A 15,627-nucleotide genomic window follows, 5' to 3' on the forward strand; every position below is an offset into this window, starting at 1 on the left:
GACCATGCCCGGCGGAGCGTCCGGGCCACCGTGACCGACTACGGACCTGCTGGTCATGGGTTCGCTGCGGAACGGCGCGTTCAACCGTCGACAGGCCGCTGACCAGCACAGACGTGAGGCTGGAAAAGGCTTGTTCTGAAACGATCAGTAAAGCTGCCACAGCCACGCCGTTTTGCTTCCGCCGGCGACGAGGGTCTTCCCGTCTGGGCTGAAGGCCACTGATTGGATGCTCTTGGTGCGGCCTGTGGGGAGTTTGGCGATTTGCTTGCGCGTAGAGGTGTCCCACAACCGCACAGCTTGATCGTAGCCGCCGGTGGCGAGGATTTTACTGTCCGGACTGAAAGCCACCGAAGCTACGCCGTCGTTACGGGTGGTGAGGAGTTTGCCCATGTGCTCGCGGGTGGCCGTGTCCCACAGCCGCACCGTGTCATCTATGCAACCAGTGGCCAGGATTTTGCCGTCCGGACTGAATGCCACCGCATAGACGGTGTCGGTGTGGCCGGTGAGGATTTCACTGGTTCGCTTGCGAGTGGAGACGTCCCACAGCAGTACCGTCTCACCCCAGCCGCTGGCGGCCAGGATGCCGCCGTCCGGGCTGAACGCGACCGAATAGACGTTGTCCTTGTGACCACTGAGGAGTTTGCCCGCCTGCTCGCGGGTGGCCGTATTCCACAGCCGCACCGCGCCATCCTCACAGCCGGCAGCCAGGATTTCGCCGTCCGGACTGAACGCTACCGAAAAAATGGTGTCGGTATCAGTGTCGGTGATGGACAACTTTCCGGTCTGCTCGCGGGTGACGGTGTCCCACAGCAGCACTACTTCCTCATAGCCGCCGGTGGCCAGGGTCTTTCCGTCCGGACTGAACGCCACGGAACAGACGCCGTCTGTGTGACCGGTGAGATGCCTGTCGATCTCCTTGCGGGTGGCCCTGTCCCATAACCGCACCGTCTCGTCCGCGCTGCCCGTGGCAATAACTTTGCCGTCCGGACTGAATGCCACCGAATAGATGGTGTCCATGTGGCCGTTCAAGGCAATGGCTGGTCCGGCGACAGGAAGACGAGGAACACTCTTTTCTTCGGAAGCAGCAGAGGAAGGGCCGGCTGGTGAGTCGCCATCAAGCACCAGGGCGGCAACGGTACTCAGAGCGGTCGACATGACACGCCGTCGCCCGACGAGTGGCCTGGCTGCTGCCCGGGATGCCTCCGGCTGCGACGCCCTGGAGGATGCGGCCACGGCCTTCCGGGGCGGCTCGCCCGGCGAGGCTGGTGACTTGCGTCGGTTCCGGGGTGTGGCCACCGGCGCAACACTCTGCTTGGCAGTCGACGGACCTGCGGCGGTCTGGACGTTCTCCGATGAGGGAAGAAACGGTACGGCCGCCGCAGAAGGACCCGAGGACTGCGACACCGGGTCCGGGACGGACTGCTGCCGTGCGGTCTCTGATTCCGGCGGCTGAACGGAGTCATGCTCCTCGGCGTCCAGCAGTCGTTCAAGGCGGGCACAGCGCTCCTCGGCGACAGTGGTGGCCCGCTGGGCATCGGCTAGTCGGTTGCGCAGGGTGGTGACTTCCGCGCGCAGGTTGTCACGTTCGGCTCGCAGCCGTGATTGCTCGGCCCGGGCCTGATCCAAGGCGATGCGGTGCTCCTCGCGATCGGTGGCCTGGGCCGCTTCGAGAGCCCGCAATTCGTTCTGCACGACGTGCAGACGGCGTTGCCGCTCGCGCAACAGGTCGGTGAGAGCCTGCTCCTTGGCCTGGCTCTCACGGACTTCCTGGTCTTGTTCTTCCAGTAGCAGCTGAAGCTCTTGGACCCGACGGTTCGACGTGCCGGCCGATACAGCCTTGCGGTGCAACGTGCGTAGGCGTCCGGTCACCTCTGCGGTGACCGGCTCGCCGCGGTGTTCGGCCACCTCGGTCAGCAGGCCCATCACAAATGACCAAGGCGGTACCCGCTTGCCGCTGAGATAGCGCGAGACAGTCCCCGGATCGCTGTACGTGCGGGCGGCGTAGCGCCGTAGCGAAATCCCTAACGAGTCCAGCAGCATCCGCAGTGTCTGCGCCAGCTCCCGGACTTCGGACTCGATCTCTTCCTCCAGCAAGTCCCACCTGGACATTCTCTTCCCTTCAGCGTCGCCGCCGGATGGCAACGCGTGACGCTTGCCGCAACTCCCCAGGCCGCGCCAGCCTTTGGGGGAGACCTCGCTCGCGTCACCACCTGAGCACTGTCTGTTATCGGGGTGCAACTCTATGACGATTGCCCGACGCACTCGAACCGTTCGCCCAACACCGCGTCGCATCAGCTCTCACGCCGCCCATGAAGGGCTTTTCCGGCAAATCTTCAGTTTCAGGACAGAACCACACCGAGCGTCACGATTCCACCTCCGGTGGGCGTGCAGGCCAAGACCCCGTCCCCTTCGATGCTGAACGCCCGTCCCAGCCGCTGTTCAAACCCGTCCACCCGAGACGTGGAAAAAGCGGGATCGCTCCACGTTGCGCTCAATCGCCGGCCCGACAACTGCCCACCGACCGAAAGAACCCACGTGTCCGACCACAATCCCACTCCCGCCGACCCCGCCCCCGCCTCGGTCCCGCGGCCGCAGCCCGCCTCCCCCGCGATTCTTATCGGAATCGGCCTTGTCGCCGCAGGCATCATCGGGCTCGGGGTAATGTTCTTCGCTTACCTGTCCTGGCGGCATCCTGCAGCCGCAGAGCCGCTTCAGGTCGCCGCTGCATGGGCCGGCGTCGGCCTCACCGCCCTGATTGCCGGACTCACATGGGCGGCCCGCCGATGACACGAGGGGTGGAGGCGTGCTGTCCGATGGATATCAGCTCCCCCGTCGACGTCATCCCGCAGGGTGTCCTGCCGGGGAGCAAGGTGTCCGTGGGTGCGTACGCTGCCCGGGGAACTCGCGGCCGAGATCATGGCGCAGCTTCCCCATGACCGGGCCCGGCAGCAGGTGCTGCTCTCACCCGCCGGAATGCCCGCCCGCGAATCCGTAGGGCGCCTGCGGCCATGCGGCCTCCACCCGGAGGACACGGGGGCAGGGGCCGGGCAGCGGACGCGGCGGTCCGGACCGCGACCGGTTCCCAAGACCCGTGCCGGAGCCCCGGCTCGTGAGCAAGGCCGTTCTCCGTCACGCCCCGCCCGGCCTGATGCGCTCGTGGTGCGGCAGGCACGGGGCTTCGCCGAGGGCGTCCGGCGCGTCACGCCCGTGAGCCGGTACAGGCCGGGGCCGTGCTGGGCGGTCGGAGCGGCTTTCTGGAGCTTTCCGGTTCGTCGCCCGCACCGCCCGTGCGGGTCGGTGAGGTCCCTGAAGGCGTCATGGGGGTTCACCCGGTGGAATCCGGGAGGCCGGGTCCTTCCGGGGGCCGATGTGCCGGTGCGGGGTCCGGGGCGAGGTTGGGCGCATGCGAACTCATGCAGGCGTCACCGCCGCTGTGGCCCTCGTCCTCTCCCTGACCGTCGGGGCGGGTGCGGCCGCCTCGGCCCCTTCCGGTACGGCTGTCCCCACGGCCTCGGCGTCCGGCTGCTTACCCGCGCAGGCCTGTGCGGCCGTGCGCTTCGAGTTGCCGGAGCCGACGGGGCGGCGGCCGGTCGGGGCCGCGGAGCTCCATCTCGTCGACCGGGAACGGCCCGATCCGTGGGTCGCCGGCACGGACCGGGAGCTGATGGTCGGCATCTGGTATCCGGCCCGCTCGGCGAACGGGTACCCGCGCCAGCCCTATATGCGGCCCGGCGTCGCGCGCTTCGCGGACGAGTCGGGCTCGTTCGGGCTGGCCCGTCCCGGCGAGGTGGACTGGGCCGCGGCGCGGACGGATGCCGCTTCCGCGGCCCCGGCCGACGACCGCTCGAGACGGCCGGTCGTGCTGTACTCGCCGGGGCTGGGGGTGCCCCGGGCGCTCGGCACCTCGACGGCCGTGGAATTGGCGAGTCGTGGCTATGTGGTGGTCACCGTGGACCACACCCACGAGAGCGATCCCGTCGAGTTCCCCGGCGGACGCGTCGAGTTCCGGAAGGAGCCGATGACCGGGAGCGAGACGCGCAGGAAGGCGATCGAGACCCGGGTCCAGGACACCCGCTTCGTTCTGGACCAGCTGGCCGTACTGCGGGCCGGCGGAAATCCCGACGCCGAGGGGCGCCGCCTTCCCCGTGGGCTGGGCAGGGCTCTCGACCTGGAGCGGATCGGGATGTACGGCCACTCGGCCGGAGGCATGACGGCGGCCGAGGCCATGCGCGTGGACGACCGGATCGATGCCGGCATCAACATGGACGGCACACTGCAGTACAGCGGCACCGAGTTCCTGCCCGTGGCCCTGGAAGGGCTGAACCGCCCGTTCATGCTGATGGGCAAGGCGAATCAGACCCACCGGAACAAACCGTCGTGGCAGTCGTTCTGGGACCGCTCGACCGGCTGGAAACTCGATCTGAGTCTGGAGCGGGGAGGCCACTACAGCTACTCCGACGTGCAGACCATCCTGCCCGCCCTGGACGAACGACTGGACATCCCGCCACAGACCCGCGAGCAGTACATCGGAACGGTGGACCCCCGGCGCAGCACCGCCGCCCAGCGCGCCTACCTCACGGCATTCTTCGACCGGCACCTGCGGGGCGAACCGCGGCGCCTGCTGAACGGGCCCTCCCCCTCCCACCCCGAGGTGCGCTTCGTCCCGTAGGCACGACCGGCCGCAGGGCGTCCCCGGCATCCGCGCGGCGTCCGAGCGGGGCACCACGGTCCGGGCCGCGTCCGTCTCGAGGTCTCCGGCGCCGTCCGGGCCCTGTCGGCGATTGCGGCTGTCGGGAACGGCGGAACGGACAGGCGTCGCCTGCCGGCGTGTGCGGCCGCGTCGGCGATACGCGCGGAACCACCGGCGGCCCGCAGCCCTCCGGCTGGAACGACGACGACGGCCACCGCCGAGGACGTGCCCCGGGCCGCGGTGCGCCCGCAGCCGCACCAGGGCGCCTCCTCGAACAGTCCTGCCTGGCTGTGTTCACAGGAACGGGTTCTGGTTCAGCTTCTGTGAGAGCGGCTGGTGTTCCGGTCCCCGGGCAGCGCCGGATTCGGATCCGCCCAGGTCGGCTGCCTGCGGACGATCGGGGCGAGGACGTCCTCGCCCCGTTTCGCAGCAGGCGGGCCAGAACCCGTTCTCGTGAACGCAGCCACCCGCCCGAGGTCGCCCGCGGGGCTCGAGGCGCGGGGGAGCGTCTCCGGTCTCGACGCGTCCCTCGTACGGCCGGGCCCGCGCTTGGTCCGGCGCGTCGGAGTCGAGCGCCGGTGGGACGGCGCGGAGGACGCCGCCGGCCCGCCGGTCCCGTCCGCGGAACCGGGTACGCGTCGGGGAGCGCCGTCGCGCCGTACCGTCTCTCCCCACCCCCGCGCGCAGACCCTCCGGTCAAGGCCCTGGTCCGGGTTGCGCCGTTGGTGGCGACGGCTCGCCCCTCACTGCCGCCCCTGGACCGGCGTCTCCTTGCGGCGGATGACGAGCAGGGTCGCGCCGCCGATCACGACCAGGGCGAGCGCGATGCCGGCGATCAGGGGGGTGACGCCCGAGCCGCCGGTCTCGGCGAGGTTGGTGCCCGCGGGCGCGCCGCCCGCCGTGGCGGGGCTCGGTTCGCCGAGGGTCTGCGTGGACTCGCCGCCCCCGGCACCCTGCGTCCGGCAGTCGAGCACGCCGGTGAAACGTTTCTCGAAGCCGCTCGGCCCCTCGATCGTGAAGTCGTACGCCTGGTCCTCCTGCAACGGGACCGTCACCGTGCGGGACTCGCCCGCCGCGACGCCGTACCCGGTTCCCATCAGGTCGAAGGCGAACGCCTCGGCGCCCGCGTTGGCGACGGTGATGTCCAGGCCGCCCTCGGCGCAGTTCCTCACCGCGGACAGCGCGGGTATCGCGCCCGTCCCGGCCCAGGTCGCGCTCGCCGTGGCCGAGACCGTCGACTCGCTGGAGCCGGCCAGGATCTGGGTCTGGCTGCGGTTCTCGGAGGTGAAGGCCCGGCCGACCGGCACCGTGGTCGAGGCCTGCACGGTCAGCTCGGCCGTGCCGGCGGCGGCGTCGTCCGGCACCTCGAAGAACACCTGGCTGCCGTCCGCCGCGGACGTGACGGCCCTGCCGTTCGCGTCGACGATCCGCACACCGCTCGTGGCGGCGTCCGCCGGCGGCGTCAGGGTCACGCCGTCCGCGTTGGTGTGCACGGTCACCGGGCCGAGCCGCTCACCGGGGCGTCCGGAGACCGCGGGCGGGTCCAGGGTCAGCGACGCCTCCGGTTCGGCCAGGTCGCGGGCGCTCTTCTCCAGGTAGTCCGCGAGCTGCTCGGCCTGCGGGTCGACGGCGTCGACGTCCGCGTCGTCCGAGTGGCGCCAGATGGCCACCTGGGTGCCGGCCGCCGCGTCCTGCTCGGTGAGACCGCCGCGGACACCGGCCTTCTCGGCGAGCGCCGCGAGGTCGTTCACCTGCGGGTAGGAGTTCTGCAGGATCCAGCGGATCCGGCCGGCGTCCTTGTTCGAGGCCAGTGAGGTCCCGCTCCACGGGGTCTCGTGGTACCTGGCGTCCTTCTGCGTGGGGGTGTGGAGGTCGACGCAGTACGTCTGCAGCATGCCGCCGCCCTCGACCGCCATCTCGAACAGGCCGGCCGACACCTCCAGGTCCCCGGAGTCGGTGTGCACCACGGCGGCGCCGTACGTCTTCAGACCGCCGATGGTGGCGGTCGCCCCGCCCTGGCTCTGCGGAGTCCCGTCGGCGGCGGCGGTGCCGGCACCGGCCAGCACCCCGGCGGCGACGAGTCCGGACACCAGCGTCGCGGCGGCGAGGCGGGCCGGCCCTCGCCCGCGCGCCGGGAGCGCAGAGAACGATGCAAACACCACATTCCCCTTCGAGCAGGACCCGTTGATGTGGGGGGTACGGTCCCACCAGCAGAATCTTCGGCCCGAGGGCCATGCCCGGCATCCTAGGGACGCGGCGTGCCCCGGCTTCCCGGTGAGGCTGCCCGGGCGATGATCCGACTCGGAATCGTTATCGCCAGGACCGTCCGCGAGCAGGACTTGTCGACAAATCCACCCGGCTCGTCCGGTGCGCGTGCGTCGACGGGCCGCGGTTCGCCCGGGTGCGCGCACCGGGTGACCTCACGTCACCACGGCGGAGGGGGACGGCTGTTGCGGCTCCGCCTCCCCGGCCTCCTCCTCGGGTGTCCGCCAGTCGGGCTCCGGCCGCGGCGGGGAGGCGGCCGTCTCGGGCTTGTTGACGCGCCGGAACGCCGACGTGCCCCGCGCCAGGTCGTGGCCGATCGCCATCGCGTCGATCTCCGCCGACAGCCAGTTCTGTCCCTCGCGGGCGTCCGTGCGCACCTTCAGCCTGCCCTGCACGACGACCGGGTCGCCGAGGTTCAGCGACGCCGCCGCGTTGACGGCGAGCTGCCGGCCGGCCCAGACCGTGAAGAAGTTGGTGTGCCCGTCCGTCCACACGTTCTTCTCCCGGTTCAGGTAGCGCGGGGTCACCGCCAGCCGGAACCGCGCGGACGGTCCGCCGGCCAGTTCCCGGTACACCGGCTGCGTCGCCACATTGCCCACCGCGCAGATGATCGTCTCGTTCATCCCGGAATCCCTCCCTCGCCCGGGCGCACGCCCCGGGCGGATGCGTGTACGGGTCCGTCCCGTACGGCTGTGTCCGCCGCGGCGAGCGCGTCCTTCGCGATCGCCGCGAAGCCAGACTGCCTCCGCCGGGCCGGGCCCGCCGGGCGCTGTGGACCACCGCCCGCCTGTGGAGAACTCCGCCGCCCGTACGGGTGAGGCGGCCCGGGCCGCCTCAGCTCCCCCCGGCCTCCGCCCCCGTCCCCGTCCCCGTTCCCACGACTCTCCCGTACTGCTCCCGGACCTCCCGGTACCGCAGCAGCTCCGCCGCCACGGGGTCCAGTACGCGGGCCCGGCCGCATCCGGCGGCCGCCTCCCGCAAGCGGCGTTCCGCCTCCAGGCCGTATCTCCGGGCCGGGCCGCGCGCCGCCATCCGGCAGCTCCACTCGATGAGGGGGCCGCCGACGATCCCGATCACCATCAGCAGCACCGGCACGCCGAGGTTGGGCGACATCACCCCGACGATCTGGCCCAGCAGCCACAGCCCGCCCGCGAACTGAAGGATCGTCATCGACGCCTGGGTCAGCACGGCCACCGGCCACCACCCCGGCCGCGGCGGCCGCCCGGGCGGCGGTCCGTGCCGCGCCGCCAGCTCGTCCAGCGCCTCGGGCAGCCCCTGGGCGCCGCGTGCGGCCGCCTCGCGCACCGCCTGCGCCCACGGCGCGGGCAGCCCGGCCGACGCGCGGTCGGCCACCGTGCGCACCGCCTGCTCGACCCGTTGCCGGGCCGTGGTCTCCTCGTCCGCCCGGGCGCGCGCGGGGAGTCGTCCGGTGGGCGGCTCCCCGCGGTCCTGGTACCAGTGCCACAGCCGCAGCCAGGGCGTCCCGCAGGCGCGGTTGGCGTTGCGCAGCCACGCGCGTTCGGCCGCCTCGCCCGCCGCGGCGGCGCCGACCGCGTCCGCGAGGCGGGCCGCGAACTCCTCCCGCGCCTGCTCGCTCAGCCCGGTCCGCCGCCCGGTGACGTAGACGGGCCGCAGCCGCCACGCGGCGGCGTCCACATCGGCCGAGATCCGGCGGGCCGGCGCCGTCCGCTGCGCCACGAACCGGCCGAGTGCCTCGCGCAGTTCGCCGACCCCGTCCCCGGTGAGCGCGGACAGCGCGAGCACGGTCGCGCCCGGTTCGCCGTACTCCCCCAGCGCGATCCCGTCCTCGTCGAGCAGGCGCCGCAGGTCGTCGAGGACCTGCTCGGCGGCCTCCCCGGGCAGCCGGTCGATCTGGTTGAGGACGACGAACATGACCTCCGCGTGGCCCGCCATGGGCCGCAGGTAGCGCTCGTGCAGGACGGCGTCGGCGTACTTCTCGGGGTCGACGACCCAGATCACCGCGTCGACGAGCCTGAGGATGCGGTCCACCTGCTCGCGGTGGTGCACGGCGGCCGAGTCGTGGTCGAGCAGGTCGACCAGGACGAGTCCGCGCAGCTGGGGGTCCGCGTCCCCGTTCTGCAGGGGGCGCCGCCGCAGGCGGGGCGGGATGCCGAGCCGCTCGATGAGGCTGGCCGCGCCGTCGCTCCAGCTGCACGCGATGGGCGCCGTGGTGGTCGGCCGGCGTACGCCCGTCTCCGAGATCGGCACGCCGGCGAGCATGTTGAACAGCTGCGACTTGCCGCTCCCGGTGGCGCCCGCGATGGCGACGACGGTGTGCTGCCCGGAGTGCCTGCGCCGCGCGGCGGCCTCGTCCAGCACCCGGCCCGCCTCGGCGAGGGTCCTGTTGTCCAGCCGGGCGCGGGAGAGTCCCACCAGTTCGCGCAGCGCGTCGAGCCGCGACCGCAGCGGCCTGTCGTACACCATCGGCGTCGTGGCCGGCCCACCGGGCGGCCGGTTCTCCACGACGGCGAACTGCTCGGCGCTCTCCCCCTCGGCCACCCGCCGCGCGATCAGCCCGTCGTCCCAGGCGCCCGCGGATCCCCCACGGCCGGGGGCGCCACCGGGCGGGCCGCCGGAGGGGCGGGGGGAGCCGCCGGGAGAGTCCTCGTCCGTACGGCCGGGCATGTCGGCCTCCTTCCCGTGCGTGTGGGGCGTCCGGCCCGTCTCCTTCTCCGCGCGCCCGGCCCCGGTGTGCGGGTCCCGCGCGGTCCGGTCCGCGGGGGCGCCGTCCGGGTCCCCCTCCCCCGGCCCCCCTCCGGGGCGCCCGGTCTCGGGGCCGTCCTGTGCGGGGGGCCCGTCCCCGGAGTGCTCGCCCGCGGGGGCCGCGTTCCCCGGGCGATCGGCGTGCTCGGTGTGGTCCTGGTCAGTGGCGGCGGTCACCGGTCACCTCTCCTTCAGCAGTACGGACAGCGCGGCGATGAGTCCGGCCTGGGACTCGGGGTGCACGTCGAGCGCGTCGAGCGGGGCGAGCCGGCGCTCGCGTTCGGCGCGCAGGACCCGGTCGACGAGCCCGGTCAGGAGCCGTCCGCCCCGGTCGCGCAGCCGCAGCGCCCCGTGCGCGCCGATCCGCTCGGCGAGCCGCTCGCCCGAGCCGCGCGCCCGGCGGCCGCCCAGCAGCGCGGTGGCGACCAGGGCGGTGACCGCCTCGGGATCCGGCGCGACGCCGCGGTCGAGCTCGCGCACCTCCTCCTCGGCGTACTCCTCCAGCTCCCGCCGCCACCGCCGTACGGCCAGCTCGACACGGTGCTCCAGGCCTTCCGCGGACCGCTCGGGCCGCGCCAGCTCCGGGGCGGCCGCGGCCGGTTCGCGCCGCCATGCCTCGTCGACGCGTTCGTCGGCGGCGGTGACGGCGCACAGCAGCAGCGTGCTCAGGCTCTCCGTCAGCGAGTCGAGGAGTTCCCCGGCGGAGCAGTCCAGCGGGAAGGCGCGCCATCGCTTCAGGGCGTCCCCGGCGAGCACGGCCCCGCCCCGCAGCCGGCCCCGCACGCGCGCGTGCTCGGCGTCGTACGCCCCGTCGACGGCGGCGGTCAGGCGCAGCGCGGCCGCGTACTGGGCGGCGGCGGCGCCGGCCAGTTCGGGCGTCCGGGACCTGAGCGAGTCGAGGACTCCGCGGGCCGTGCGGGCCATGACGTGCTGCCGGGCCGCCGGGTCCTGCGTCTGGTGGACGAGCCAGGTGCGCAGCGGCGCCACGGCGGTGGCCGGCAGCAGCCCGCCGCCCCAGGCGGACTCGGGCAGTTCGGGCACGGTGAAGCGGGGCACGTCGCCGAGCCCGGCCCTGGTGAGCAGTGCCCCGTACTGCCGCGCCACCTCGGTCACCACCTGGTGGGGCACCCGGTCGAGCACCGTGACCAGGGTGACGTCGTACTCCTTGGCGGCGCGCAGCAGGTGCCAGGGCACGGCGTCGGCGTAGCGGGCGGCGGTGGTCACCATCACCCAGATGTCGGCCGCGCAGATCAGTTCGGCGGCCAGGACGCGGCTGTCGGAGACCAGGGAGTCGACGTCGGGCGCGTCGAGCAGGGCGAGACCGGGCGGCAGCGTCTCGACGGTCTCGATCCGCAGCAGGCGCGCGGGGTCCTCGCCCGGCAGCAGCAGGTCGTCCGCGGGATCGCGCTGCGGCACCCACACGCGCGTGAGACCGGGCAGCACCCTCATCCCGCTGAACCAGTGATGGTCCTCCGGATGGCAGACCAGTACCGGAGTCCGGGTCGTCGGCCGCAGCACGCCCGCCTCGCTGACCCGCCGCCCCACGATCGAGTTCACCAGCGTCGACTTCCCGGCTCCGGTGGATCCCCCGACGACGGCCAGCAGCGGCGCTTCGGGTTCTTTCAGCCGGGGCACCAGGTAGTCGTCGAGCTGCGCGAGCAGTTCGTCACGGTCGGCACGCGCGCGTGGAGCCCCCGCCAGGGGCAGCGGGAAGCGTGCGGCCGCGACACGGTTGCGCAGGGTGAGGAGTGCGTCGAGCAGCTGAGGCCGTACGTCCAAGGTCACCACATGCGAAGAATGCCCAATTTTAGGGGAATTCTGAAGCATATGAGCATGTCTGCGCGCCGACAGAACAGAAGGGGCGGAAGGGGCGAGTCGGGCGCGGGCGCAGCCCAGGCATAACGAGTGCACAACACCCGGGGCGGGAGGCGCCAAAAGCGGTGCGCGATTCGCACCTGCCTGCGATTATCAGGACCGCTTCACCGAACCTCCACATCGAGCCACGGAGGCGAAGCGACAGGGACAAGGAGTCGGGAGCCCTATCCTTGTCCCCGGCAACGTCACGGATCGGCCCACACCCGGGCACCACGACAGAGGCCACCACACCAGGCCCCCGTAGCTCAGCGGATAGAGCAGGCGCCTTCTAAGCGCTTGGCCGCAGGTTCGAGTCCTGCCGGGGGCGCCACCTCCCGCCCTCCCCCGGGAGGGCGTCTTCGCCGGAGGGCGTCCTCACCGCCCGCGACCGGCCCGGGCGAAGTGCGACTCGCGCGTACGAATACCTCGCCCGGCACGGCGCCCGCCGTATGATCAAGTAGGAAATCGGCCACCGCCCGAGGCGGTGCGCCACCGGTGCGATCCACCGTCCTCCGCCGCATGCGCCCTGCCGTCGAGCCGCCCCGGAACGTTCGACGACCTACCGAAGTCCACGGCCCCCTCCGCCCGGCACTCCGCGGAACCGGCCGGGAACGCCGAATGGCCGGACCCGGGGGGACGGATCCGGCCATCTGGCCGTTCGAGCAGCCGCCGTCCGGAGCACCACGGCCGGGGCACGTCGGCCGGGCAGGGGTCAGGACGGCTGCCGCGAGGAGGCGTCGGCGCCTCCGGTCGGATCAGGGGCGGTGATCGGATCAGGGGTGGTGGAGAGAGCAGTCCACGGTGCTGCCCCTGACCGCGCAGGCCTCTCGCCGGACCACGACGTGGACGCGCCGGCCGTTGTCGTCGACGTACCGGTACTCACGCTTCTGTCCGCAGTGCTTGTCGCTGGCCTTCTGGTCACAGACGGGCAAGCCGGCCTCATGGGCCTGGGCGGTGCCGAGCCCCGCCAGAGCGGACCCTCCCAGGATTCCCGCCACCACTGCGATCTTCTTCAAGTTGTGCATCCGCCAAGTCCTTTGCGGTAGATCCCCCCAGGCGCTGTACGTCTCGAACCACGCGGCCACTGCGTGCATGTCCCCGGAAGAGACGGCGCGAGGTCAACGCTCGGGTTGTGAGGAGTGTCAGGGAGAGGTCCCGGGGCTCGCGCCCCGGGACCTGCCCTCAGTTGCCTGCTCGGCTATCAGCCGGTGAAGCCGCGGGTGGAGCAGTCAACGGTGTTGCCCTGGTCCAGCTTCTGGGCGCCGTCCTGGTCCTCACCGAAGTGCAGGATGCCGGAAACGATGCCACCGTTCAGAATGCCGACGTTGCTGAGGATGGCGATCGAGTCGCCCTCCACCTTGCAGCCGCCGCCCGAGACCTCGAAGCTGACGTCCTTGCCCTTGTCGGCCGCGAGAGCGGTCGGGGCACCCAGGGCGCCGACGCTGCCGACCATGGCCACAACGACAGCAGCCTTCTGGAACTTGCGCATTACTGCTCCGTTCTTGTACGAGTCGACACGGCCCGTGACGAGCCGGTCACTGACAGTTGAAAACTATAGGCGACCATCACGGTCCATCGGCACACGAAACACCCAACTGCGAAATTTTCCTGAAAACTCTCTTCTGGGTGTCGCTGCGGATAAATCGGACGAATGCGTCCGGGGGGTCCGGGTGTGCCCGGGAATCGCTGCCGAGCAGCGGTTCCGCGCAGCGGGGCGGCCGGTGGCGCATGCGGCCCGGCAGGCGTCGGAGCCGCTTCGGACGGTGCGGCGCGGCGTGTCGCCGGGGTGGCGACGTCGTCGAGGTGGTGGTCGTCCGCCGTCTGCGGTGTCGCCGGCGCCGCAGGCGGCTGCGGCGGCCGGCGTGTCGTCCCGGTCGGGGAGCCCCGGCGTCCTCCGGCGCCGGGGCTCCCCGCGTGTCCCGCGTCGCCTCACGCGTACCGGTAGACGCCGCTGACGTCCTCCAGCTCGTCCGGTGTCACGTCCCACGGTGGCAGCTTCTGGTGCCGTGCCACGATCCGGTCGTGCTGCTCGTCGCCGGGGCCCGGCGGTGCGGCGGGGAGGTAGCGGGCTCCTCGGTGCCGGCGCTGCCAGCGGTGCCACTGCAGGTCCACGAAGGCGTGGTGCAGCCAGAAGACGGGGTCGTTGACGGAGGCGCCGCCGAGCATCGCCCCGCCGATCCAGCGGTGCACCCGGTTGTGGTTGCGCCAGGACGCGCTGCCCCGGCCGGTGCCCCAGCCCTCCAGCTTGTTGCGGAAACCCCGCGTGACCGTCGAGTCCCAGGGCGCCACGTCGTAGACGGGGTCCTGCAGCGCCCACTCCAGCTCGTTCCTCGTGGGCAGGTCGATCGGATCGCGCCGGCGGCCGAGGTCCCGGGTGAGGAACGCCTCGTCGGTCACCCCCACCCTGAGGGTCCAGTTGCCCTCCCCGTAGGCGAACGGGCCGGTCATGACCCGGTGGTCGGAGCGGCGCCCGTTGCCCCCGAGCAGGTCCGCCGTCCAGGGGACGGAAGCGGTCGTGCGATCGCGCGTCCAGTCCCAGTACGGCACGGTCACCGACGGGTCCACCCGGCGCAGCGCCTCCTCCAGATCGAGCAGGAAGCGGCGGTGCCAGGGCAGGAAGGAGGGCGCCATGTGCGCGGCGCGCAGTCCGCGTTCGCCGTCGGGGGAGAAGTACTCGACGTGCATCCGCACGAACTCGTCGTACTCGCCGCGCCGCTTGACCTCCAGCAGCGCGTTGACGAACCGGCGCTTCTCGGCCGCGGTGAGCGTGCGGGCGTCCTTACGCACGTACGCCATGCCGGCCCCCCGTGTGCAGGTGTGCCGCGCCGGCCGGTCCCTGAGCCAGGTCGCTCAGCCGCCGGCCGGGGCCGAGTTCGTCGACGGCGGCGCGGGCGGCCTCCAGCGGTGTCGGGTACGAGCAGTAGTGGTCGACCATGGTCAGCCAGGTGCCGTCGGCGCGGCGCATCAGATGCAGGGGCCGGCCGTCCACGGTGACGTGCCACCGGCCGTCCCCGGCGGTGCCGCACGGCGAGGTCCGCACACCGCGGATGCGGCGGCCGCGGTAGGTCTGGTCGAAGGCGGTGTCGCCCGCGGCGCTCCGGAGTCCGGGACCGGGGCCGGGGCGCTGCGGCCGGGAGGCGGCGACCAGCGGGGCCAGGGCGGCGGCGAGCGCGCAGGCGCCCAGGCCGCGCGCCACGTGCCGTCGTGTTCTGGCCTCCGGCCCGGGGCCCGCCGGGCGGTCCGGCGCTCCGTCCTCGGCACCCACCGGTGTCCCGCCTGCGCTGACGACCATGGTTTCCTCCTTCGTCCGGTTCGGTTGTCCGCAGCCGTAACCGCCGAACGTCCCGCACGGTCACCGCCGCGCGGCCGGGACGGCGGCCGTCACCGGCCGCGCACCCGAGGAGGGCAGGGGAAAGGCGCGGAGGAGGCGAGAAGAGGGGCGGCCCCCGGCGAAGCCGGGGGCCGCCCCTCTTCTCGCGGCGTGGTCTCAGCCCCGCTGCCGCGGACCGCTCTGGGGCGTCCGGTGCTGGTCCAGCGCGGCCGGGGTCTTCCGCACCGTTTCGATCAGCGAGTTCTCGTCCGCGTAGAGCGCCTTCGCCCCGTCCGGCAGCGGCACGTCGAGGATGGTCACGTTCCTGAGCGGGCTGATGGCGTTGAGGCCGACGGGCGCGGGCCCGGAGTGGGCGAACGCGGGCGCGGCGGCACCGGAGGCGATCAGGGACCCGGCGAGGACGGCGGCAGCCTTCAGGGGCTTCATCGTGTTCCTTTCTTCGGCACCGCGGGGTGCCGGAGGGGAATTCTGTCGCCGTGCCCAACGATTCCCTGCCGGGACGGAAACCGGAGGTACCGGAGATCGCCGATTGCTCATATGAGATTCCCGCGCACGAGCTCCCCCCGCACGATTCCTCCTTTCACTGGATTTCCGCGCGCGGATTTCCGCATATGAGATGTTCGGAAAAAGAGGATCTCGGGTGAGGAAGGCCGGGAGAGAACCGGAGGAGGCGGAAAGAACAGCGGTCGTGGGGGGGGGGGGCCGGGGGGGGGCGCCCGCCCCCCCCCCCCCCCCGCCCCCCGCGCCGGCCCGCCCCCCCCCC

Annotated in this window: 11 protein-coding genes and 1 tRNA gene; 2 read left to right on the plus strand and 10 right to left on the minus strand. The window is 72.4% G+C overall.

The window, feature by feature from the left end:
- Positions 1 to 144 precede the first annotated feature (144 nt).
- On the minus strand, positions 145 to 2,109 hold the full coding sequence (locus ACIBAI_RS01905; protein WP_399030452.1) for a hypothetical protein: 1,965 nt from the start codon (positions 2,107 to 2,109) through the stop codon (positions 145 to 147).
- A gap of 1,294 nt (positions 2,110 to 3,403) precedes the next feature.
- Here ACIBAI_RS01905 and ACIBAI_RS01910 point away from each other — a divergent pair.
- Positions 3,404 to 4,669: an alpha/beta hydrolase family protein gene (locus ACIBAI_RS01910; protein ID WP_399030453.1), complete on the plus strand. Its 1,266-nt coding sequence runs from the start codon at positions 3,404 to 3,406 to the stop codon at positions 4,667 to 4,669.
- A gap of 764 nt (positions 4,670 to 5,433) precedes the next feature.
- Here ACIBAI_RS01910 and ACIBAI_RS01915 read toward each other — a convergent pair.
- From ACIBAI_RS01915 to ACIBAI_RS01930, 4 genes are all read right to left on the minus strand, one after another.
- Positions 5,434 to 6,849, minus strand: coding sequence for a Cys-Gln thioester bond-forming surface protein (locus tag ACIBAI_RS01915; protein ID WP_399030454.1), 1,416 nt, complete (start codon positions 6,847 to 6,849; stop codon positions 5,434 to 5,436).
- A 261-nt stretch (positions 6,850 to 7,110) separates the two neighbouring features.
- On the minus strand, positions 7,111 to 7,578 hold the full coding sequence (locus ACIBAI_RS01920) for a single-stranded DNA-binding protein (protein WP_399030455.1): 468 nt from the start codon (positions 7,576 to 7,578) through the stop codon (positions 7,111 to 7,113).
- Between the two features lie 211 nt (positions 7,579 to 7,789).
- Positions 7,790 to 9,856 carry a GTPase gene (locus ACIBAI_RS01925; RefSeq protein WP_399030457.1) on the minus strand — a complete coding sequence of 689 codons (2,067 nt, stop codon included), beginning with the start codon at positions 9,854 to 9,856 and terminating at the stop codon, positions 7,790 to 7,792.
- A 3-nt stretch (positions 9,857 to 9,859) separates the two neighbouring features.
- Positions 9,860 to 11,467 carry a dynamin family protein gene (locus tag ACIBAI_RS01930; protein ID WP_399030458.1) on the minus strand — a complete coding sequence of 536 codons (1,608 nt, stop codon included), beginning with the start codon at positions 11,465 to 11,467 and terminating at the stop codon, positions 9,860 to 9,862.
- A 321-nt stretch (positions 11,468 to 11,788) separates the two neighbouring features.
- Between ACIBAI_RS01930 and ACIBAI_RS01935 the strand changes: the two genes are divergently transcribed.
- Positions 11,789 to 11,864, plus strand: a tRNA-Arg gene (locus tag ACIBAI_RS01935).
- A gap of 442 nt (positions 11,865 to 12,306) precedes the next feature.
- Here ACIBAI_RS01935 and ACIBAI_RS01940 read toward each other — a convergent pair.
- From ACIBAI_RS01940 to ACIBAI_RS01960, 5 genes are all read right to left on the minus strand, one after another.
- The gene (locus ACIBAI_RS01940) at positions 12,307 to 12,558 is read right to left on the minus strand and encodes a hypothetical protein (RefSeq protein ID WP_399030460.1); all 252 of its coding nucleotides are present in this window, start codon (positions 12,556 to 12,558) and stop codon (positions 12,307 to 12,309) included.
- Positions 12,559 to 12,734: 176 nt separating this feature from the next.
- A complete protein-coding gene (locus ACIBAI_RS01945; protein WP_399030461.1) occupies positions 12,735 to 13,022 on the minus strand; it encodes a hypothetical protein in 288 nt (95 codons plus the stop codon).
- Positions 13,023 to 13,462: 440 nt separating this feature from the next.
- On the minus strand, positions 13,463 to 14,329 hold the full coding sequence (locus ACIBAI_RS01950; protein WP_399030462.1) for a tyrosinase family protein: 867 nt from the start codon (positions 14,327 to 14,329) through the stop codon (positions 13,463 to 13,465).
- Entirely contained in the window at positions 14,313 to 14,825 is a 513-nt protein-coding gene (locus ACIBAI_RS01955) for a tyrosinase family oxidase copper chaperone (protein WP_399030463.1), read from the minus strand. The genes ACIBAI_RS01950 and ACIBAI_RS01955 overlap by 17 nt, the downstream gene beginning before the upstream one ends.
- Before the next feature lie 195 nt (positions 14,826 to 15,020).
- Positions 15,021 to 15,290, minus strand: coding sequence for a hypothetical protein (locus tag ACIBAI_RS01960; RefSeq protein WP_399030464.1), 270 nt, complete (start codon positions 15,288 to 15,290; stop codon positions 15,021 to 15,023).
- Between the last annotated feature and the right edge of the window lie 337 nt (positions 15,291 to 15,627).

Source organism: Streptomyces sp. NPDC051041 (assembly GCF_044456065.1).
GTDB classification, from domain to species: Bacteria; Actinomycetota; Actinomycetes; order Streptomycetales; family Streptomycetaceae; genus Streptomyces; species Streptomyces glaucus.

Coding starts and splice junctions, on each gene's coding strand:
- ACIBAI_RS01920 (WP_399030455.1), bottom strand. CDS start 7,578: ATGAACGAGACGATCATCTGCGCGGTGGGCAATGTGGCGACGCAGCCG.
- ACIBAI_RS01960 (WP_399030464.1), bottom strand. CDS start 15,290: ATGAAGCCCCTGAAGGCTGCCGCCGTCCTCGCCGGGTCCCTGATCGCC.
- ACIBAI_RS01910 (WP_399030453.1), top strand. CDS start 3,404: ATGCGAACTCATGCAGGCGTCACCGCCGCTGTGGCCCTCGTCCTCTCC.
- ACIBAI_RS01905 (WP_399030452.1), bottom strand. CDS start 2,109: ATGTCCAGGTGGGACTTGCTGGAGGAAGAGATCGAGTCCGAAGTCCGG.
- ACIBAI_RS01940 (WP_399030460.1), bottom strand. CDS start 12,558: ATGCACAACTTGAAGAAGATCGCAGTGGTGGCGGGAATCCTGGGAGGG.
- ACIBAI_RS01955 (WP_399030463.1), bottom strand. CDS start 14,825: ATGGTCGTCAGCGCAGGCGGGACACCGGTGGGTGCCGAGGACGGAGCG.
- ACIBAI_RS01945 (WP_399030461.1), bottom strand. CDS start 13,022: ATGCGCAAGTTCCAGAAGGCTGCTGTCGTTGTGGCCATGGTCGGCAGC.
- ACIBAI_RS01950 (WP_399030462.1), bottom strand. CDS start 14,329: ATGGCGTACGTGCGTAAGGACGCCCGCACGCTCACCGCGGCCGAGAAG.